The organism is Thalassospira sp. MCCC 1A02898, from assembly GCF_001618185.1.
Taxonomy (GTDB): Bacteria; Pseudomonadota; Alphaproteobacteria; order Rhodospirillales; family Thalassospiraceae; genus Thalassospira; species Thalassospira tepidiphila.
The window spans coordinates 213,122-231,167 of sequence record NZ_LPXK01000010.1; the positions used below are offsets into that span (position 1 = coordinate 213,122).

15 protein-coding genes are annotated in these 18,046 nt (G+C 54.3%); 9 read left to right on the forward strand and 6 right to left on the reverse strand.

Going from position 1 to position 18,046, the window contains the following annotated elements; translation table 11 throughout:
* Positions 1–22: 22 nt before the first annotated feature.
* On the reverse strand, positions 23–922 hold the full coding sequence (locus tag AUQ41_RS10110; RefSeq protein WP_063088328.1) for a division plane positioning ATPase MipZ: 900 nt from the start codon (positions 920–922) through the stop codon (positions 23–25).
* A gap of 239 nt (positions 923–1,161) precedes the next feature.
* On the opposite strand from AUQ41_RS10110, the gene AUQ41_RS10115 reads away from it, so the two are divergent.
* From AUQ41_RS10115 to AUQ41_RS10140, 6 genes are all read left to right on the forward strand, one after another.
* Positions 1,162–2,151 (forward strand): hypothetical protein, encoded by a 990-nt coding sequence (locus AUQ41_RS10115; protein ID WP_232308361.1) that lies wholly within the window; start codon positions 1,162–1,164, stop codon positions 2,149–2,151.
* Between the two features lie 31 nt (positions 2,152–2,182).
* Positions 2,183–3,319: an NAD(P)/FAD-dependent oxidoreductase gene (locus tag AUQ41_RS10120; protein WP_063088330.1), complete on the forward strand. Its 1,137-nt coding sequence runs from the start codon at positions 2,183–2,185 to the stop codon at positions 3,317–3,319.
* A 32-nt stretch (positions 3,320–3,351) separates the two neighbouring features.
* Positions 3,352–4,530 (forward strand): endo alpha-1,4 polygalactosaminidase, encoded by a 1,179-nt coding sequence (locus AUQ41_RS10125; RefSeq protein ID WP_063088483.1) that lies wholly within the window; start codon positions 3,352–3,354, stop codon positions 4,528–4,530.
* A gap of 164 nt (positions 4,531–4,694) precedes the next feature.
* A complete protein-coding gene (locus AUQ41_RS10130; RefSeq protein ID WP_063088331.1) occupies positions 4,695–5,294 on the forward strand; it encodes a 2-hydroxychromene-2-carboxylate isomerase in 600 nt (199 codons plus the stop codon).
* Between the two features lie 113 nt (positions 5,295–5,407).
* On the forward strand, positions 5,408–6,757 hold the full coding sequence (gene gdhA, locus AUQ41_RS10135) for an NADP-specific glutamate dehydrogenase (RefSeq protein WP_063088332.1): 1,350 nt from the start codon (positions 5,408–5,410) through the stop codon (positions 6,755–6,757).
* Positions 6,758–6,824: 67 nt separating this feature from the next.
* Positions 6,825–8,501, forward strand: coding sequence for a thiamine pyrophosphate-dependent enzyme (locus AUQ41_RS10140; protein ID WP_063088333.1), 1,677 nt, complete (start codon positions 6,825–6,827; stop codon positions 8,499–8,501).
* Between the two features lie 106 nt (positions 8,502–8,607).
* Here the strand turns inward: AUQ41_RS10140 and AUQ41_RS10145 are convergent, their stop codons facing one another.
* The gene (locus AUQ41_RS10145; RefSeq protein WP_063088334.1) at positions 8,608–8,841 is read right to left on the reverse strand and encodes a hypothetical protein; all 234 of its coding nucleotides are present in this window, start codon (positions 8,839–8,841) and stop codon (positions 8,608–8,610) included.
* Positions 8,842–9,379: 538 nt separating this feature from the next.
* Here AUQ41_RS10145 and AUQ41_RS10150 point away from each other — a divergent pair.
* Positions 9,380–10,429, forward strand: coding sequence for a Glu/Leu/Phe/Val dehydrogenase dimerization domain-containing protein (locus AUQ41_RS10150; protein WP_063088335.1), 1,050 nt, complete (start codon positions 9,380–9,382; stop codon positions 10,427–10,429).
* Between the two features lie 92 nt (positions 10,430–10,521).
* Here AUQ41_RS10150 and AUQ41_RS10155 read toward each other — a convergent pair whose 3' ends face one another.
* From AUQ41_RS10155 to putA, 3 genes are all read right to left on the reverse strand, one after another.
* Positions 10,522–10,755 (reverse strand): bacterioferritin-associated ferredoxin, encoded by a 234-nt coding sequence (locus AUQ41_RS10155; RefSeq protein ID WP_063088336.1) that lies wholly within the window; start codon positions 10,753–10,755, stop codon positions 10,522–10,524.
* A gap of 165 nt (positions 10,756–10,920) precedes the next feature.
* Positions 10,921–11,550, reverse strand: a complete 630-nt coding sequence (locus AUQ41_RS10160) for a BON domain-containing protein (RefSeq protein ID WP_063088337.1) — start codon at positions 11,548–11,550, stop codon at positions 10,921–10,923.
* A gap of 228 nt (positions 11,551–11,778) precedes the next feature.
* Positions 11,779–15,582 (reverse strand): bifunctional proline dehydrogenase/L-glutamate gamma-semialdehyde dehydrogenase PutA, encoded by a 3,804-nt coding sequence (putA, locus tag AUQ41_RS10165; RefSeq protein WP_063088338.1) that lies wholly within the window; start codon positions 15,580–15,582, stop codon positions 11,779–11,781.
* Between the two features lie 204 nt (positions 15,583–15,786).
* Here putA and AUQ41_RS10175 point away from each other — a divergent pair, with 204 nt between their 5' ends.
* Complete coding sequence (locus AUQ41_RS10175; protein ID WP_008890579.1) at positions 15,787–16,260, forward strand: Lrp/AsnC ligand binding domain-containing protein; 474 nt, start codon at positions 15,787–15,789, stop codon at positions 16,258–16,260.
* A gap of 119 nt (positions 16,261–16,379) precedes the next feature.
* A complete protein-coding gene (locus AUQ41_RS10180; protein ID WP_063088340.1) occupies positions 16,380–17,012 on the forward strand; it encodes a 2-hydroxychromene-2-carboxylate isomerase in 633 nt (210 codons plus the stop codon).
* Positions 17,013–17,074: 62 nt separating this feature from the next.
* On the opposite strand, the gene AUQ41_RS10185 is transcribed toward AUQ41_RS10180, so the two are convergent.
* A complete protein-coding gene (locus AUQ41_RS10185) occupies positions 17,075–17,941 on the reverse strand; it encodes a hypothetical protein (RefSeq protein ID WP_143588771.1) in 867 nt (288 codons plus the stop codon).
* Positions 17,942–18,046 lie beyond the last annotated feature (105 nt).

Sequence of the window (18,046 nt, forward strand, 5' to 3'; positions counted from 1 at the left end):
ACAAGATATAGGCCGGATGCAGTCAGATCGGCAACTCCTCGCCGTCAGCCGGTTTGAAGCCGATCACTTCCAGAAGCGATCTGACTTCCTGACGGGCGGCCATGTGCGACATGCTCATCGGGATACCGACACCCTTTTCACGCAGATCAAGCAGCGTCAGACCTTTGAGGAAAAGTTCGCGGTAAATCACGCGTTCACCAAAGCCTGGCGCCTGACGGAAGCGGATGCGATCGGCCAACTTGTCAACGATTTCGGCAATGTCGCGTTTGTTGCGCGCATCAAGATGTGAAAGACGGTTACGCATGACGATCCAGTCAATCGTGCCGCCATCAATCGCCGCCCGACGCTTGCGCGCATCCCAGACCATCTCGGCATAGATGCTGGGCCCCTTGATATCAAGGCTGTCCGGGTCAATCCGGGCCAGCATATCAAGGTCGATGAAGCTATCATTGATCGGGGTGATCAGCGTATCGGCACAGGCATGGGCCAAACGCGAAAGGTAATTGTCACTGCCCGGGCAATCCATAACGATGAAGTTGCAGCCGATCACCATTTCACCAAGTGCGGTCGTAAAGCGTTCGCGCTCTTCCAGCTTGGCTTGGTTGGCATCGGGCAGCTCGCTGCGATAAATCGGCCGATGATCGGGCACCGGAAGCTTAAGGCCTTTGCGCTCGTTAAAGGCGTTCCGGTTTTCGACATAGCGTGTCAGCGTCCCCTGACGGGCGTCGATATCAAGCGATCCGACCTTGAACCCCATCTTCATCAGGGAAACGATCAGATGCATCGCCGTTGTCGATTTGCCTGACCCGCCCTTTTCATTGCCGATCACGATTACATGGGCGCGATTGGACGGCGGTTGTTTGTCCGTTGCCGTCTGCTGGCCCGCGCTGTCCCCGTTCGCGCCGGTCTGTTGCACCGTCATGATAAAATGCTCCGTATCTTCAGGCTTTTTGACTTTGTCCCCAAGGCCAACCTCCCCAATGAGCCCGTTTGCCCCCAAAAATCAAGGTAAAAGAGATCACGTTAACAGGCATCGGTTGACTGCCCCCTAGCCAATCTAGATGCACAAAGGTAAAGATAAGGGTAGCGCAATACAAAAATGCGCCTGAAAACATATAGAAAGGACGCAATGTGAGGTATCGGGCGGCTTTGATCGGCAGCATGTTTGCAAGCCTTCTGGTGGCAACACCACAGATGGCCGTCGCACAGCAAACCGGCGGGTTCGAACAAATCCCGCAAGACCAGAGCCCTATTGTCTTTGCCTCAGACGTCGAGGGTCAGAACAGCTTCCTGCGTCAGTATCGCGATAACAGTACGGTCTTTGTTGGCCGCTGGTATGCGCCGCGTTCGGTAAGCGAATCCCCTGCCGCTGCAAGCGACCTTTATCTTGAAACCGTTTATACGACCTCCGCGCCCGGTTTTCGGTTTAGCACCGCCATGGCGTCCGAGCAGTTGCTTGATATGTTTGACGCGCTTCGCGGCCGCACCAGCCTGAATGGTGCAAGCTTCGTGCAGGAAACCCGATACGGCCCGATTGCCCTGTCGCCCTTTACCCGCAACGGATCGCAATGCGTTTCCTTTGTCGGGCAATGGGATCCGCAAACACCGGCCCAACGTGGCAGTCGCCTGCTGGGCTATTATTGCACCCCGACACAGGTTCAGGCCACACGTAGCAGCAGTGCGCCGCTCAGTGGTCTGCCAATGATTGATGCCCAGGAATTCGCCGCCGGTTTCTTTGGCCGATTGAACATTGAGCTCGCGGAAAATTCGGCAATTGCCGCCACTGTTGTCGCACCGGCAGATGAAACCCCGCTTCAGCAGCCAGAAGGCGAAACCACCCCGCTGCCGATTGATGGCATTGATATCATCACCAACTGGCAATCGGTGCGCGGAACCGGCACGCTGCGCTTTGACCAGCCATCGGGTGAAGGCACAATGATCCTTGATGATGACCAACGTCATTGCGAGGGCATCTGGCGCCACGAAGGCGGCGCCTATCAAAGTGATACGCTTCCGTTCGGAAGCTGGTATGTCTATTGTAACGACAGCAGCTTTGCGCGCGGCATTTACACCAGCGAATCCCCGGCTGTTGTCACCGGTAATGGCAAGGACAACCAAGGACAGGCTGTCTATTTCCGCCAGGCAAACTAAACCCACCACCCTAACCAAGATACACGTGATCATGACTGCAGATATCCAAACCATCGTCATCGGGGCCGGCGTTGTCGGCCTGGCCTGTGCCCGTTCACTTGCGCGAACCGGCCGCGAAGTCCTGATCATTGAACAGCATGATGCGATTGGCACCGAAACCAGCGCACGCAACAGCGAAGTCATTCATGCCGGGATCTATTACCCGAAAGGCAGCCTGAAGGCCGAGCTTTGCGTCACCGGGCGCGAGATGCTGTATCGTTATTGCGAAGAAAACGGCATCGAACACAAACGCACCGGCAAACTGATTGTCGCCACAGCCGAAGACCAAATGGCCGCACTGGCCGGGATCAAGGACAAGGCATCTGAAAACGGTGTCACCGACCTTGTCTGGCTGTCCCGCCAAGAGGCCCTTGAACGCGAACCAGCCCTTCATTGTGTCGGCGCCCTAGAAAGCCCGTCCACCGGCATTGTCGACAGCCACCAGCTGATGGTCACCCTGCTGGGCGAGGCGGAGAACAACGGCGCAACACTTGCGATCAACACCAAGGTCACAGCCGTCAGCTTTGAAAACGGGCTTTATATCGTCTGCACCACCGATGCCGATGGCGAAGAAATGAGCCTGACCTGCGCGGAGCTGATCGTTGCCGGTGGCCTGCACAGCCAGACACTGGGCCGGAACTTTACCGGCCTGCCAAAGACATCTGTCCCGCCACAACATTATGCGCGTGGTTGTTATTTCACGCTGTCGGGCAAGGCACCGTTTTCCACCCTGATCTATCCGGCCCCCGAACAGGCAGGGCTTGGCATTCACCTGACCCTTGATATGGGCGGACAGGCGCGCTTTGGCCCGGACGTGACATGGGTTGATGCACCAAACTATGACGTCCCCGAAGAACGCCGGGCGGCCTTTGCCGAAGCCATCCGCAAATACTATCCCGACCTTGATGAAAGTGCGCTTCAGACCGGTTATGCCGGAGTGCGCCCAAAAATTCAGGCCCCGGGCGAAGTGGCGCGTGACTTCCTGATTGCTGATGAAAAACAGCACGGGCTTAATGGTCTTGTAATGCTCTATGGTATTGAATCACCCGGTCTTACTGCATCCCTTGCAATTGGCAACCGGGTGACCGAGTTGATCACACAGCAAGGCGCAATGAAGGCAGCATCATAAGATCGCCCATATCATCAGCGATGGATAAAGGCATGGCCAAGCAACCTTACAGCACGTCAGGGCGGACCCGACAAAAGGCGCAAAATGCGTCTGGCGGAAACGCTGCGCCCAAATCCATCTCGCGCCGACATTTCCTTGGCACCGGCGCGGCAGGGCTTGGCGGGGCATTACTGGCATCAACACCGCTTGGTGCGGTTGCACAGCAGCTTGAACCTTTTATCCCAGCCCCCAACAGCCTGACCGAGGGTCTCCCCGGACTGACCGACACCGGTAAGCCCGAAAAAGACTTCGTCGAGGAAATGCGCGATTACGTCATCGCGATCAGCCGTTGGGCAAAAAGCTATCGCAGTGACTTTTCGATCATTGCGATGAATGGCCTGGAACTGACCGAATTTCTTGAAAAAACGCTGTTTGCGACACGCGGCGTTGCGGAACCGGCCAGAAACTATTTGCGTGCCCTTGACGGCATTTTAGTCGAAGCCCCGTTTTACGGCTTTGAGAAATATGGCGAAGCTACCAACGCCGAAGAAACCAAATACATCCTCGGTTATCTGGAACGGCTGAAACTTGAAGGCCTGCAATATCTTGCGGTCGACTACACCGAAAATCGATCCGACATGGACAAGGCGCGCGCTCAGCTTCGGGGGCTGGATGCACTTTATTACGCAGCCCCACCGCCGGGCATGCAGCTTTCATCGCTGGCAAAGGTACCAAGCACACCTTTCGGGGCAAACCCGCATGTGATCGACAATATCCGCGAGGCAAAGAACTTTGCCCTGGTGCTTGATAGTTCGCCCTATGGCACGAAGGACGCCTATGTCGATGCGCTGGTTGCAACCAACTATGACACGCTGATCATTGATCCGTTCCATCGCGGGACCATTCCGCTGACCTATGATGATATGAAGCGGCTTCGTTACAAGAAGACCGGAACACCACGAAACTTGATTTCTTATCTCAATATCGCGACGGCCGAGACATATCGTTATTACTGGCAAAGCGGATGGCGTGCCGGAAGTCCCGATTTCATCAGTGAAGGCAACCTGATGGCACGTTGGGGACAGGAAAACCACGTGCATTACTGGTCACGCGAATGGCAAAGCATCATCTTTGGCAGCGAAAACAGCTATCTCGGCAACATCATGAAGCTTGGCTTCGACGGTGTTCTGATGGCGGGTATTGATGAATATTCCTGGTGGCTTGATTACTAGGCCGCGCAGACATTTCGCATTCCATCATCACAAACATATGACCTGAACCCGTGCGTGATTAAGCCAAGGACATTTGACGCAGCACCCCTGTTTGGGCAGTGTGGTGGGTGTCGAATGTCGGCAATTCAAAAACATAATCTGCATCGCGGCGCCAGGAGGCCCATATGTCCGAACCCATCATCCACTATTTTTTCGTGCAATCACCGTGGTCTTTTTTCGGGTTTCGCCGCGTTGTCGACATCGCTAAAAAACATGGCGTGCAAATCATCCATAAACCCTGCCGGGCAGCCGATGTCTGGGAGCATGGTGGTGGCGTGCCTTTGGCGAAACGCCCGAAACCGCGTCAAGAATACCGACTTGTTGAACTGAAACGCTGGTCGGATTATCTCGGCATTCCGATCAATCTGCATCCGACCCATTTCCCGGTCGATGAAACACTTGCCGCGCGCACCATCATCGCCGTTCAGGACGATGGCAAGGACGTCAGTGCTTTGACTGAAACCCTGATGGGGCATATCTGGCTGCGTGAACGTGATGTTTCGCTGCCCGCGACCGTGCGCGAGGCCCTGATATCAACTGGCCTGTCGACGGAATATCTCGAACATGCCGACTTGCCAGAGATCGCCAAAATCTATGACGAGAACTGCCAGTCCGCGCGGGATCGTAACATCTTTGGTGTGCCAACCTATTTTGTCGGCAACGAGATGTTCTGGGGGCAGGACCGCCTTGATTTTGTTGAACGAACGCTGCAACAAAACACCTGATCAAGCGCACCATCGCACCTTAAAAACCACCAAAACAAAATATTATGCGGGCACTTTTTCGCCTCTGGCACGTTAACCAGAGCAGCAGAAACAGTAAAAAAGCCCGCATTTAAATGACACAAAGCGCATCTGATTTTCAAAAAGACTTCCTGAGCCGGCTTGAGGACAAGACACCGAACGAGCCGGAATTTCACCAGGCAGTGGAGGAAGTCGTCGGCTCCATTGCCGGTTGGTATCTTGATCAAACCGAGATGCGCAAAAATGCGGTTCTTGAACGCTGCACGGAACCGGATCGCGTGCTGCAATTTCGTGTGGCATGGGAAGATGACGACCAACAGATACAGGTCAATCGCGGTTGGCGCATTCAGTTCAATCAATCGATGGGCCCCTATAAGGGCGGCCTTCGGTTTGCCCCAACGGTAAGCACAAGTATCTTCAAGTTTCTCGGGTTTGAACAAACCCTGAAAAACAGCCTGACCGGCTTGCCGATGGGCGGGGCAAAAGGTGGTGCCGACTTTTCGCCAAAGGACAAATCCCCGCAGGAAATCGGCCGTTTCTGTCAGGCATTCATGCAGGAACTATATCGGCATATCGGGCCAGATACCGATGTGCCCGCCGGGGACATCGGCGTTGGCAGGCGCGAAATCAGCATCCTTTTTGGTCACTATATCAAGCTGACGCAAAAGTGGACCGGTGCGCTGACCGGGAAAGGATGCCACTTTGGCGGCAGTGCCGGGCGCACAGAAGCAACCGGCTATGGCTGCATCTATTTCCTTGGTCACATGCTTGATCAGGAAAACAAGGAAATCAAAGGCAAACGCATTGCGATCAGTGGCGCAGGAAATGTTGCGCTTCACGCCGCGCGCAAGGCCATAGAACTTGAAGCCAAGGTCATAAGTCTGAGTGACAGCTCCGGCACCATGCACTTTGCCGATGGCATGACAAATGACCTTCTTGATAAGGTTGATGACTGGAAAAACAACCAACGCAAATCGCTGGCAGAATTTGACGGCGGCAAGAATTCCGAGTTCCTTGAAGACAAGAACCCCTGGGGGCTTGAGTGCGATATCGCCCTGCCCTGCGCAACCCAGAACGAGCTTGATGAACAAGACGCCAAGCAGCTTGTTGAAAACAAGGTGATGATGCTCTGTGACGGCGCGAACATGCCACTGACGGCAAAGGCGCAGGAAGTATTCATCAACGCCAATATCCCCCATGCCCCCGGCAAAGCATCCAATGCTGGCGGCGTTGCAGTAAGCGGCCTTGAACAGAGCCAGAATGCGCAACGTCTGAGTTGGGATACGGAAAACGTCGACAAACGCCTTCGTGAAATCATGTCCAAAATTCACAAAGACTGCATCGAAAACAGTCCGGACGGAAAAATCATCAATTATCGCGATGGTGCCAATCTTGCTTCGTTCAAACGCGTAGCAGAAACCATGAATGCATTCTGGCTTTCGTAATCAAACCCGGCCGTTGATGCGATTGTAGTTTGCGGCTCTCTCACGACTGAAACCAAGGAGTTTCCCCATGAAAGTTGCCGATATCGCAATCAATTTACTGAGTGATCTTGGCGTCAAACATGTATTTGGCATCCCCGGTGACGCGATCAATGACATTACATTTGCCCTCGAAAACAGGGATGAAATTGATTTCGTCCTTGTCCGGCACGAAGAAGGTGGTGCATTTGCCGCATCCGCACAGGCAAAACTGACCGGCAATCTTTCATGCTGTGTCGGAACCGCTGGTGGCGGTGCTATCCATCTTCTGAACGGCCTTTATGATGCTCGTCACGACCATGCCCCGGTTCTTGCCATCACAGGCCAGGTTGATTCGGAATTTATCGGCACCGAGTATCATCAGGAAGTGGACCTGAAAAAGCTGTTCGAAGACGTCACCGTCTATTCCGAGACAATCATGGATCCGGCACAGGCCCCGCGTATCCTCAAAGAAGCCTGCAAGGCCGCGATTGAAAATCGTGCGCCCGCCCATGTCTGTATCCCGAACAATATTGCCAGTGCCGATTGCGGGGATGATCCGATCAATATTGCAACCTTGCTGGCAACCCGTGAAGTTTCCCCGTCCAGCGAGAACCTTGATCACGCTGCCAAACTGATTGATCAGGCATCAAAGCCCGTCATTCTTGCCGGTATCGGTGGTGCTGGGGCAGCAAAGGAGATCTTTGATCTGGCGCACCGGATTGATGCACCGATCGTAAGAACCCTGCGTGCCAAAGACTGGCTTGATGACGACGATCCCATTTGCATTGGTGGGCTGGGCCTTTTGGGTGGCAAACCGGGGCAGGATTCTGTCGAAGATTGCGATTTGCTGTGCATCATCGGAGCGGATTTCCCCTATCAGGAATTTTTCCCCAAAGAAGCCAAAACCATCCAGATCGATAGCAATCGCAGCCAAATCGGCAAACGGCTTGATATTGATGCCCCGTTGATCGGCAGTGCCAAGCTATCGGTGCAGGGCCTTCTTGATCGCGTCACGCCCAAAGACACCGAAACGCAGCGCAAACACTGGATCGACAAGGTCAAGGATCAGCAAGACGATTGGTCAAAGATCGAGAAGTCCGACAAAAGCCCGCTTCACCCCGCAAGTGTCATGTCCGCAATCGGAGACCATGCCGCCGATGATGCCATTTTCCTGATTGATACCGGAACGACCACGGCCTGGGCCGCGCGGCATTTGCGGGTAAAACGTAACCAGCGTTTCACCCTGTCATCCGGGCTCGGCACGATGGCCTTTGCCCTTTCCGGGGCAAATGGCGCGCAGCTTGCCTATCCTGATCGTCAGGTGGTCGCCATTGCGGGTGACGGCGCATTCAACATGCTGATGGGTGAACTTTTGACTGCTGCCGAATACGACCTGCCGATCACGGTGGTCGTCTTTGACAACAGCAAGCTTGGCTTCATCGCACTGGAACAGGAAGCCAAAGGTCTGCCGGAACATGCAATCGCCTTTAAGAACCCGGATATGGCGGCCATTGCCCAGGCCTGTGGCTGTCTTGGCCTGCGTGCGGAAAACACCAAGGAGCTCTCAAGCGCGCTGTCACAAGCGTTTGCAAGCAAGAAGCCAACCGTCATTCAGGTCCCGGTTGACCCTGACGCCCTGATCATGCCGCCAAACCCGACCTTCTCGCAGGCACAGAAATTTGCCGTTGCCAAGGGGCGGGAAATGCTGGGCAAGCTGAGGTCATAGGCCAAATCGCCCCGATGAAGCCTGCATTGTTGTGCAGGTTCAGCTCAGAAAAAAAGCGTGGCAGCAAAGCTGACCACGCTTTTTTTTCGAATATGTTTGGTGACTGTTATCCTAGGCGTTTGACGTGATCGACAACGAAACCATCTTCTGACGGATAGCTATTTTCGATCATGGCAAGGGCCTTGGTTTCGTCGCTGGCCGCAACTTCATGAGTTTGAACATCAGCCCAGCGGTCATCAAAGAGGTCGTGGGATCGGTTCTCTTTGACACATTCGCGCACAGCCTGATTGTGCAGTTCAACTTCAAATACGGTTTGGCGATGGCCTGTGAATGCAGACATATCCGCCGCTCTCCTTATATTTTGTTCGCTGGCGCCGCCCAGACGCCAACCTGTCCTGAACCGGGAATCTCAATCACAAGACACCCAACCGTGAGTCTACGTTTCGCACCTTAACGAGCCGTAAATTATCCGGTTAATTGATATTTCCAGATTAATTGCTCCGGTTTCAAGTGCGAATTTGGCATAGGCGCATGACGAATGCCCTGATTCAGGACAAATCGCCGCAAGTGCACTGCACCATAAAAGCCAGGTTGAAACCGACCAATTTCGACCACAAAAGAATCTCGGTCGGATCGAAAATGCCGCCTGCCTTCAAACAGCGAAGATGCTGCAGCGCACAGCGCGCGCAATAAAATTACAATGCAGCTTTGGCAAACTCCGCATAATTCCACACCAAAGCAGCCCCTCAACCGAAACGATCTTTTTTGCACATTCGCGGAATTAGAAATTGATCCAACGCCCGATGCATCAAACATAAAGGGATAAGCAGGAAACAGCCTGCACCAGAAAAATGATGCTGCCAGGAGGCTGCAAGAGGATGAACGTCTTTTCCGATATCGCCTTTGATGACCACGAACAGGTCGTCTTTGCCAGCGACAAAACCACCGGCCTGAAAACAATCATCGCGGTTCACAACACCAACCTTGGCCCGTCACTTGGCGGCTGTCGCATGTGGCCCTATGCCAGCGAACAGGACGCCATTCATGATGTTTTGCGCCTGTCGCGCGGCATGACTTACAAATCCGCCCTCGCCAACCTTCCGCTTGGCGGCGGCAAGTCGGTCATCATTGGTGATCCACGCAGTCAAAAGACGCCAGAATTCTTCCGCGCGATGGGTCGCGCTGTCGAGCAACTTGGCGGGCGCTATATCGTTGCCGAGGATGTCGGCACCAGCCCCGAAGACATGGGTCATATCGCAAGCCAGACCAAGCATGTCGGTGGCATCAATGACGGCAAAGATCCGGAGCGCACCGGTGATCCATCCCCCTTTACCGCCTATGGCGTTTTCATCGGGCTTAAGGAAGCGGTGCGCTTCAAACATGGCAGCGACGACCTTGCGGGCATGCGGGTCGCGGTGCAGGGTCTGGGGCATGTCGGCTATCACCTCTGCCGGATGCTGCATGCCGCCGGGGCCAAGCTGATTGTTGCGGACCTGAATGCCGCCAGCATGAAGGCCGCCGCCATGGAATTTGGCGCAACCGCAGTTCCGGTTGATAAAATCCTGTCGGTTGATGCCGATATCCTTGCCCCTTGTGCCCTTGGCGGGGTGATCAACGATCGTACTATCGAGGAACTCAAGGTTGGCGTGATTGCCGGTGCAGCCAATAACCAGCTTGAAGATGATCGCCACGGCGAGATGTTACGCGAAGCCGGAATTTTGTATGCCCCGGATTACGTGATCAATGCCGGCGGTGTCATCGAAGTCTATTATTGCCGCGAAGGCAAAACGGTTGCCGAAACCAACATGCATATTCAAGGCATTGGCGAAACCGTGCGCGAGATTTTTGAACGCGCCAAGCAACAGAGCCTGTCGACCGGCTTTGTCGCCGATCGCCTCGCCGAGGAACGCTTTGGCCTGAAAAAGTAACGGTGCTGATCAAGCAGCATCAGCCACAAACAACAAAGGCGAGGCCCATGCGGCTTCGCCTTTTTCGTTTTGTATGAATGCCTGGAAGTAGCTTACTCGGCGGCAATCGGTTCAATATTTGCCGTCACAGCCGCTGCATCATCGCAATCGCAATTACCGCAGGTCTTGGCCTGAAGCAGTTCTGCGCGCATGTGGCAGGCGCATTTGCCACATTGCGGCGCGCAACCATGGAAACGGAAAACTTCCGCCGGACGTGTCGCCCCGCCCTGCTCGGCGGCACGGCGGACGTCTTTTTCCTTGAGCGCATTACAAATGCAGACATACATGGTGCGATTGCAATCAGTTATTAATTACGTATCGCCACCTCTAAGATAAATGCGAATGGTTTTCAAACACTTTTGCAACAAACCCGGACAAAAAAATTCCCCGCAAGGCCGAACGCCTGCGGGGAATTGTCGAAAAACTATTTTATCACAAGGCGATAAAAGTGATCAGGCCTTTGCGATGTGGCTAACGACCTTGGTCACACCTTTGATCCGGCGCACGATAGAAAGCACCTTTTCAAGCTCTGCATCGCTTTGTGCTTCGCCCATGATGTAGACGACATTCTGCACCGACTGCCAACGATAGTTGACGGAGCTCACACCTTTTTCGGCCAATAACAATGCCTTGATCTGGCTTTCGATCCAGACGTCGGACACGGACTGGGTTGCCGAATCGGTCGGAACGGCGTTCTTGCCGTATTCATCTTCGGCCCGGTGATAGGCATCAATCGTTTCCTGATCGGCAATCACCAGATGGTCATACACCGTTTTGATCCGGTTATCCTGTTTGACCAGCGACATGACGTCGTAATACTTGCCCTTGGAGTCCACCATGCCGGTGACCATGACATTCTGTTCCCAGATGTCGATATTCACATCCATCAGATAGGTGTGATCGACCTTGGAGAACTCGCCAAGGATGCCGGATTTGATCTGGGTATCTTGCCACTGATCATTGCCGGTGCGGTCTTCCAACGGCATTTGCAGCGGTCCGCAGGCCGCCAGCGGCACCGCCAGCAGCGCACATACCGATACCGTTTTCAGAACACGGCCAATGCTGCGGTTTACCTTGATCATTCCTGTTCTCCTTGTTCATGCCTGCCTGACATGGGTCAATCTTCTTGCGTCAGTTCAAACGCCGCAGGACGTCAACTGTTCCGACCAATAGCTATTGCAGCCAATTTTGACGAAAAAAAGCCCGACTGAATTCAGGCGAGCACATCCTACATCAGAGATCACGAATGAATGAAAAGAAAATGGACCGGGAATTTCGTCCCGGTCCATCTGATAGGCCCATCTGGCAGATCAATCTTCTTCCATCGACATCAGCGATGCGTTACCGCCCGCCGCCGTGGTGTTGATCGTGATTGTCTTTTCAGTGGCAAAGCGATGCAGGAATGCCTCATCAGGCAGTGCACCGTCATCCTCGGCCCCGCTATCGGAAATCAGCGACAGGATCGCGCCATCGCGCTTAGCCAAAAGCTGCTTGAACGACGTCACGCGATCAAGCGATGCCACGCACGATACCCCGGCAATATCACCATCATACATCGCACCCAGACCAGTATTGGTGCCAACCGCCTTGACCAGCTTGGTCGGAAGGCCTGCCTGCTGAGCCAATGTCGGAATATCGGCAAGCCATTTCTGATCACCCGCAAGGATCACCGCATTGCCCGCGGCAAGGGCGGCCCCCAGATGGCGGATGATTTTTGCCGGTTCGGCGTCCTTGTCGGCCTGGATCAGGTAAACACCACGGCCCTGACAATACAGGTCGTTGGTTTCACCGGTCGGCCCGGGCATCCGGGTTGGTGCGACAAAGCCGTTTTCCGAAAGGGCGGCAAAGTTCGCCACATGATCGGCCCCCGCCATCAGAGCATCATTACCCGATGCATCCATCTTGGCCGACAGCTTTTCAAGGATGGTCACGCGCGCATTGCCATCGGTTGCCTGCCATTCTTCCTGGGCCGCCAGCATCGCTGCATATTCGCTGGTCGCAATCACATCCTTGACGATGATCGGTGCGCGATCGTCTGACACGTCATCATTCGAAATGCTATTTGCCTTCGCAATCGGCTTGGCAAAACGTTCGACGTAGTGCGGACCACCGGCCTTTGGACCGGTCCCCGATTTACCCTGCCCGCCAAACGGCTGGACACCGACCACCGCACCGATCTGGTTACGGTTTACATAGCAGTTGCCAACACGCAATTTCTGCGAAATTTCGCGCACGGTGGTATCAATACGGGAATGAATACCAAGGGTCAGGCCATAACCCGATGCATTGATCTGATCAAGGATCTTGGGCAGATCGCGCGCCTTATAGCGCACCACATGAACAACCGGGCCAAACACTTCGCGTTCAAGCACATTGATCGACGGGATTTCAAAGCAATGCGGTGCAAAGAAGTTACCCCCTTTGCATTCCGGAAGCATGTCGCAGGCATGCAGAAGCTTGGCTTCTTTCTTCATGCGTTCGGCATGGGCTTCAAGAACCTTGCGCGATTTTTCGTCAATCACCGGACCGACATCGATATCAAGGAACTTCGGATCACCAACGCGCAGTTCCTTCATCGCACCGACCAGCATTTCACAAAGCTTGTCGGCAATGTCTTCCTGAACAAACAGCACACGCAGGGCCGAGCAACGCTGACCGGCTGACTGGAAACCGGAAATGATTGCGTCCTGCACGACCTGTTCGGGCAGTGCGGTCGAATCAACGATCATCGCGTTCTGACCACCGGTCTCGGCAATCAGTGGCAACGGAACGCCTGGGCGTTTTGCCAGCGCCTGGTTGATCACCTGTGCGGTTTCGGTGGACCCGGTAAAGGCGACACCGGCAATGCGCGGATCATTGATCAGCTGATTACCAATCACACGCCCCGGCCCCGGCACCAGTTGGAATGCCGAACCTGGAACGCCCGCCTCAAGGATCAGTTCTGCCGCACGGGCAGCGATCAGTGAAGTCTGCTCTGCCGGTTTGGCAATCACAGCATTTCCTGCTGCCAGTGCCGCGGTCACCTGACCGAGGAAGATCGCAAGCGGGAAGTTCCACGGGCTGATGCAAACAATCACACCCCGGCCTTCAAGCGGACTGCCTTCGCGGAAAGTTTCCTCGGCGCGGTTGGCATAATAACGGCAGAAATCGACGGCCTCACGCACCTCGGCAACGCCATCGGAATAAAGCTTGCCGGCTTCGCGCTGACAGAGCGCGATGAACTCGTCCATGTTTTCTTCAAGCAGATCACCCAGACGACGCAGTGCCGTCGCGCGTTCACCTGCCGCTGTCTTGTTCCAGGTTTCATAACCCTTAAGGGCGGCCACAACGGCGGCGTCAATATCGGCCTCGGTCGCCTGCACAAGGTCACCGACCTTCTCATCAAGCTTGGCCGGGTTGATGACATCAATCGGGGTGCCCGAAACAAGTTTGCCATCGATCAGCGGGGCAGCGTTCCAGGTCTTGTTCTTGATCTCGGCAAGCTTGGCACTGAGCGGCAACAGCTTTTGCGTATCGGTCAGGTCAAGCCCGCGCGAGTTGACGCGACTTGCACCATAAAGGTCAATCGGTGCCGGGATCTTCGGATGGCCTTTACGTGGGAGCGCCGCCATCTTTTCGATCGGATCGGCGATCATTTCCTCAATCGGCAGCTGTTCATCCTGAATACGGTTCACAAAACTGGTGTTTGCACCGTTTTCCAACAGACGACGCACCAGATAGGCCAGAAGGTCTTCATGGGTGCCAACCGGCGCATAGACGCGGCACGGAACGTTTTCGCCGTTCTTGTCGACGATCTGCTCGTAAAGTGCTTCGCCCATGCCATGCAGACGCTGGAATTCAAAGGTGCGGTCATTACCCGCCATTTCCAGAACCGATGCCACCGTGTGGGCATTGTGGCTGGCAAACTGGCAATAAAATGCATCGCGGCGCGACAGCATATATTTCGCACACGCCAGATAGGACACATCGGTCGATGCCTTGCGGGTAAAGACCGGATAGCCGTCAAAACCGTTTTCCTGACTAAACTTGACTTCTGTATCCCAATAGGCCCCCTTCACAAGGCGGACCATCATCTTGCGCCCGACCTTGGTCGACAGATCGGCCAGCCATTCCAGAACGTGATAGGCACGTTTCTGATAGGCCTGAACCGCCAGACCATAGCCTTCCCAGCCATCAAGGTCCGGGTCGGCAAAAACAGTGCCGATGACATCAAGCGACAGGTCAAGACGGTTGGCTTCCTCGGCATCGACGGTAAAGCCGATATCGTATTTCTTCGCCAGAAGCGCCAGTTCCTTAAGCCGCGGGGTCAACTCGTTCATCACGCGGTCATAGTTGGCAAAGTCATAGCGCGGATGGATCGCTGAAAGCTTGACCGAGATGCCCGGACTGTCAATCGGACCACGCCCATTGGCAACGCGCCCGATATCATGAATGGCGGTTTCATATGCCTTGTAATAACGATCGGCATCTTTCATCGTCCGGGCGGCTTCGCCCAGCATGTCATAGGAATAGCGATAGCCTTTTTCTTCATTCGCCTTGGCGCGCTCGGCGGCCTCGTCAATGGTGCGGCCCATCACGAACTGGCGACCCATGATCCGCATCGCATGGTTGAATGCCTTGCGAATGACCGGCTCCCCCGAACGGCCGATCATGCGTTTGATCAGGCGACCCGGATCGGCCTTTTCCGCTTTGCCGAACTTGATCACCCGCCCGGTCAGCATCAGCCCCCAGGTCGATGCATTGACAAAGAAGCTATCGGAATGGCCGAGATGGCTTTGCCAGTCGGCATCAAAAAGCTTGTCCTGAATAAGCTTGTCGGCAGTCACCGCATCGGGCACACGCAGCAATGCCTCGGCCAGGCACATCAGGATGACGCCTTCCTTGCTCGACAGCTCGTATTCATGCAGCAGGGCATCAATGCCGCTTTTGCCGTTATCGGCGCTGCGCACGCGGGCAACCAGTTGATAGGCGCGGTTTTGAACGCGCGCGGTCTGTTCCGGGGAAAGACGCGCTGTTTCGATCAGGCGTTCAACAACGGCCTCTTCATCGGCGCGATATGTGTCACGGATCGTCTGGCGGATTTCATTCGGTTGCGGCAGTTCGGTACGGAACATGTTTAAAAGCCTCTCCCTGATGTTGGACTTTGCCGATCCCGAAGAACGCACATTATTTCAGGCGCTTCGGGGCCTTTTGCACCTCTATGGCGACAGACAATATTATTTCATCCGAAAAATGTGCTGCCATTTTTGGCTAAAATACGATATATCATCCACGATTTTTACCTTCGCATAGTCACAAATACTGGCTGGACGCTTAAAATGCAGAAGAACCACAAGAGCCTGGACAAGATCGACAAACAGATCCTCCGCGAACTTCAGAACGATGGCCGCATGTCCAATGTGGAGCTATCACGCCGGGTTAATCTGAGCCCGACACCCTGTCTGGAACGCGTGCGCCGCCTTGAGCAAAACGGCTTTATCACCGGCTATATGGCGACACTGGATCCGCGCAAGCTTAACCAGTCACTTGTGGTCTTCGTTGAAATCACTCTTGATCGTACCACACCTGACGTCTTTGACGTATTCGCCGCTGCGATCAAGAAGCTCCCTGAAATCGAAGAATGCCATATGGTCGCGGGTGGCTTTGACTATCTTGCGAAACTTCGGGTCGAGGACATGTATGCCTATCGCGAGTTCCTTGAACGGCTGTCTTCTGTTCAGGGTGTCGGTCAGACTCATACATATGTCGTGATGGAAGAAGTAAAAGTCCGGCCCGGCATCGTCATTCCCTGATTTTCTTTTTTTGTTGATTCGCAACAACTTAATAGATCAAAATCGCATCCATCAAAGCAGACATCAGATCTGCTGAAAAAGTTGTTGGTTAAAACAAAACGGAAAACGGGTGCAGGAACATGTCTGAAGTCAGCTTCTACTTCGATTTCTCGTCACCTTACGGCTATCTTGCCGCCGAGCGGATGGAAGACTTCGAAAAACGCCATGGCGTCACGGTCGTCTGGCGCCCCTTCATGATTGGCGCTGCCTTCAAACAGACAGGACAAAGCCCGCTTCTGGATCAGCCGATCCGCGGTACTTATTTCCGTCACGACATGGAACGCTGCGCACGCCTGCAAAACATTCCGTTCCAAATCCCCAATAACTTCCCCTACGCGGCACTGGTTCCAACCCGGGCCTATTACTGGCTGGAATCGCGATCTCCGATGCTGGCGCGCAAGTTCGCCAAGGACATCTATCGCGGCTATTTTGCCGACGGGCTTGATATGTCCAACCCGGAAAATGTTTTTGCCGCCGCAACCCGCCATTCCATCAATGCATCCGAAATGCGTGCCGCCGTCGAATCCCAGAAATGGAAAGACCATGTCCGCGCTGTCACCGAGGACGCGATCAAGATGGGTGCCTTTGGATCGCCCTTCTTCTTCTACGAGGACGAACCTTTCTTCGGGAATGACCGGATCGATCAACTCGCCCAGTGGATTTCACTGCGCAAACTGACACTTGGCAGCACAACAGACAACCCCGGGCACTAGCCCCCACCAAATGTCGTCGTAGACAGAAGATGAGCTCTTCTGGAAGGCGCAGATCAGCCTTTCTACTTAACGACTTTTTCTTGCACTTTCGTGGTCGACAACCAGGTTTGCGCATTACGTGCAAGAGCTTGGCGGATATCATCGCGTGCAAGCACTTCGTCGATCATGGCGACCGCTTTCTTGCCCCAATCATTCTTGGTGCAAACCACGTGGTAATTAATTTTTTCTGATGCCTCGCGGAATGGGTGGGTGACGATCATCGGGGCACTATCGCCACCAAGACCGTTCTTCTGATTGACCAGAAACCACGTCAACGCCCACGGTGGTGCCAGCGAAAAGCCGACACGTTTCATTTCAATCATCGACAACATGGGCGCCAGGAAATTGGGCGTGGGATGCCGAACAACGCTGTCTGAGTTTGAATAGCGCTGGATGATCCTGTCTGTTTCTTCGCCATACGAAATGCCCGCCCCGATTCCGACGACAAAACCCGCGTCAAGCAATTGCGCCAGCGAGACCTTGTCATCAATCGCCTCACGAAGCTTTCGGTTATCCGGCGAATACACCAGGTGACTGCTTTCAAGCACCGCACTTGGCTGATTGGAAAAATAGACAACTTCTTCGCGCTCAGCCGTCCGGATCAGTCCGGGTACGCAGTAGTTTCCCGTTTTCATCAGGGCAAACAATCGCGCCATATTGGCATGCCCCTTCACCATGTCGGGATCAAGCGACGCACCGAACAATATATCAAGGATCCCGCCATGAAGCCCCTTGCCCGCCAACGGCCCACTGCCAATGCCAATCGGCGGCACATCTGCCTTAAGCCAATGAATTTCGTGCAGTGTGTCTTGCGCGTGCGCTGGCCTTTGCCCGAAAACCACAGCAACACATGAACACAAAACCAAACAGATCAAAGTCCGGTATGACATTATTTTTTCGCCCGCATTCCCAAGACAAGATCGATCAAAATAAGGATCGGCTGCGATTTTATGGCGACCACTGGTCGTCTGCAAACAACCCATATGCGCTAAACG